A 3,170-nucleotide genomic window follows, 5' to 3' on the forward strand; every position below is an offset into this window, starting at 1 on the left:
GGGCCGGAGCCGGAGCCCGCGCCCGGGCCGCTCGGCTGGATCCGCTAGACAGGACCTAGTCGGTCGAGACCTCCGAGCGGTCGCCGCCCCAGAGGGTGTGGAACGAGCCCTCGCGGTCGGTGCGCCGGTAGGTGTGTGCGCCGAAGAAGTCCCGCTGTCCCTGGGTGAGCGCGGCGGGCAGCCGCTCGGCGCGCAGCGCGTCGTAGTACGAGAGCGCCGCGGCGAAGCCCGGCGTCGGTACTCCCTGGTGCACGGCCGTGGCGACCACCGCGCGCCAGTCCTCCTGCGCCGCGCCGATCTCCTCGGCGAACTGCTTGTCGGAGAGCAGGCTCGGCAGCTCGCGCTGGGTGTCGTAGGCCTCGCGGATCCGGTCGAGGAACGCGGCCCGGATGATGCACCCGGCCCGCCAGATCGCGGCGACCGAGCCGAGGTCGATGTTCCAGCCGTACTCGTCGCTGCCCGCCTGGATCTGGTGGAAGCCCTGGGTGTACGAGACGATCTTCGACGCGTACAGCGCCTGCTCGACCTGGTCGGCGAAGCGCGCCGCGTCCGCCTCGGAGAGCGCCGCCGCCGTGGGGCCCGGCAGCGAGCGGGAGGCCTCGCGCAGCCCGGCGTGGCCGGAGAGCGAGCGGGCGAAGACCGCCTCGGCGATACCGGAGACCGGGACGCCCAGATCGAGGGCGATCTGTACGGTCCAGCGGCCGGTGCCCTTCTGCTCGGCCTGGTCGGTCACGATGTCCACGAACGGCTTTCCGGTCGCCTCATCCGTATGGGCGAGCACCTCGGCCGTGATCTCGATCAGATACGAGTCCAGCCGGCCCGTGTTCCAGGACCTGAAGGTCTCCGCGATCTTCTCGGGGGAGTAGCCGGCCACGGACCGCAGCAGGTGGTACGCCTCCGCGATGAGCTGCATATCGGCGTACTCGATGCCGTTGTGCACCATCTTCACGAAGTGGCCCGCGCCGTCAGGACCGATATGGGCCACGCACGGCGCGCCGTCGGGCGCCTTGGCGGCGATCCGCTCCAGCAGCGGGCCGAGCGAGGCGTACGACTCGACGGAGCCGCCCGGCATGATGCTCGGCCCGTGCAGCGCGCCCTCCTCACCGCCCGAGATGCCCACACCGACGAAGTGGATACCGCGCTCGCGCAGCTCCTTCTCCCGGCGCCGGGTGTCGGCGAAGTGGGCGTTGCCGCCGTCGATGATGACGTCGCCCTCCTCCAGCAGCGGCGCGAACTCCTCGATCACCGCATCGGTCGGAGCACCGGCCTTCACCATGATGATCAGCCGGCGGGGCCGCTCCAGCGCCGCGACGAAATCCGCCGCGGACTCCGCGGGGACGAACGTGCCCTCATCACCGAACTCCTCCACCAGGGCACGGGTCTTGGACGCGGTGCGGTTGTGCACCGCGACCGTGAAGCCGTTGCGGGCGAAGTTCCGGGCGAGGTTGCGGCCCATGACCGCGAGCCCCGTGACACCGATCTGGGCAGTTCCACTCATGTCGTGTGCTCCTGGATATCCGTAGGATGCGCCGTGCGCCGCCGGTAGGTCCCGCTGGGGAGCGGTACGTACCGCCGGACACGGCCGTTCATCAGTCGTCAAGCGGGCCCGGAGCTCATGCATTCCGGACCTGACGCATCGTGCCGTGTTCTGAGCGCGAGCGCGAGACGAGGTCGGCAGGCGTCGACCGGGCTTCGTTCACAAAGTATTGACACCCTCTCAGCGGCGGCGTAACACTGACAGCGCTTTGGAGAGCGCTCTCCCGCAGTGATCCCGGCTTCTTCACCGGCTGCGGGACCGGCTCTCCGCGGTGCACCTTCCAGCTCCACTTCCCCCCACCGCATCCTCCGACGGGTGCGGCTGAAGAGCGGCATGGAGGTCCGCATGGCCGAAAGATTGCGCAGTTTTCGCAGTACCGCACTGGTGTCCGCGTTACTCGTCGCCACCGCCCTCGCTCTGGTGGCGTTCGGGCTCATCGCGATCCCGGACACCGCCACCGCCGAGGCCACTCCCCGGGCGGCCGATCCGCCCGCGGCGGCCAAAGCGGCCCACGCAGGACACCGGATGGCCCCGGCGGTCCCCGTACCGTCCGGCGACGATCCCGACGGAGACGGTTATATTCCGGCCAATCCGCCCGTGACCGGTGTCGTGCCGTCCGACCAGATCCCGCCGACCCGGTATTTCCACGAGTTCCAGGCGAACTGTTCCGTCACACACACCCGGCCGGACGACCCGATCGTCTACCCGGGCCAGCCGGGCAAGTCGCACGACCACACCTTCATGGGCAACAACACGACCGACGCGAACAGCACCACGGCTTCGCTGAGCGGCGGCGGCACCGCGTGCAAGGCGCCCGGTGACAAGTCCGCGTACTGGATGCCGACGCTGTTCAACGGTAACACCGCGGTCAGGCCGGTCGGTCCGCAGACCATCTACTACAAGTCGGGCGTCACCGACTACCGTTCGGTGCGGCCGTTCCCCAAGGGACTGCGCTTCGTCGTCGGCAGTCCGCTGCAGACCGCCGAGCAGTTCCGCAACCACCGTGGCTGGGTGGAGGGCTGGGAGTGCGGGGACAGCTACAAGAACACCGAGATCCCCGCGTCCTGTCCGGCCCGGCCGGATGTCCAGCTCAATCTCCGTTTCCAGGCGCCGAGTTGCTGGGACGGAAAGTATCTGGACACACCGGACCACCAGAGCCATATGGCCTATCCGCGAGCGCAGGGCGCCAACCAGGACGTCTGCCCGCCCTCGCATCCGGTGGCGCTGCCGATGATCGAGTTCAAGATGGCCTGGCCCGTCAACGGTGATATGTCACAGGTCAGGCTGGCGAGCGGAGTGGGACACACCTTCCACTACGACTTCTTCAACGCCTGGGACGATCGCACGCTGAACGCGCTGGTCCAGCACTGTGTCGTCGGCGGGCTCCAGTGCGATGCCCGTGGATACGACCAGAATCACCCAGAGGCGGGCGCCGCGCTCAACGCGAATTACGAACTGCCCTGATCCGGGCCGCTCTTCCGCGGAGGTGGACCGCACCTCCCCGGGAGAGCGCTCTCCCGTTCTCTCGCCACTCGCTCTCCCACCCGCACCGCCACCCCGAGGAGACAGCACGCCATGCACCGAGTACCCGCACACCGACCACCCGCACACCGGCGAGCCGCGCGGCTCGCCG

General features: G+C 69.2%; 2 protein-coding genes. One reads left to right on the forward strand and one right to left on the reverse strand.

The annotated features are described in order from the left end of the window. Window positions 1–55: 55 nt before the first annotated feature. On the reverse strand, window positions 56–1,498 hold the full coding sequence (gndA, locus tag GA0115259_RS24020; RefSeq protein ID WP_093600889.1) for an NADP-dependent phosphogluconate dehydrogenase: 1,443 nt from the start codon (window positions 1,496–1,498) through the stop codon (window positions 56–58). 384 nt (window positions 1,499–1,882) lie between these two features. Here gndA and GA0115259_RS24025 point away from each other — a divergent pair, with 384 nt between their 5' ends. Beyond that, entirely contained in the window at window positions 1,883–3,001 is a 1,119-nt protein-coding gene (locus tag GA0115259_RS24025) for a DUF1996 domain-containing protein (RefSeq protein WP_093600891.1), read from the forward strand. Window positions 3,002–3,170 lie beyond the last annotated feature (169 nt).

Source organism: Streptomyces sp. MnatMP-M17, assembly GCF_900091995.1.
Lineage (GTDB): Bacteria > Actinomycetota > Actinomycetes > Streptomycetales > Streptomycetaceae > Streptomyces.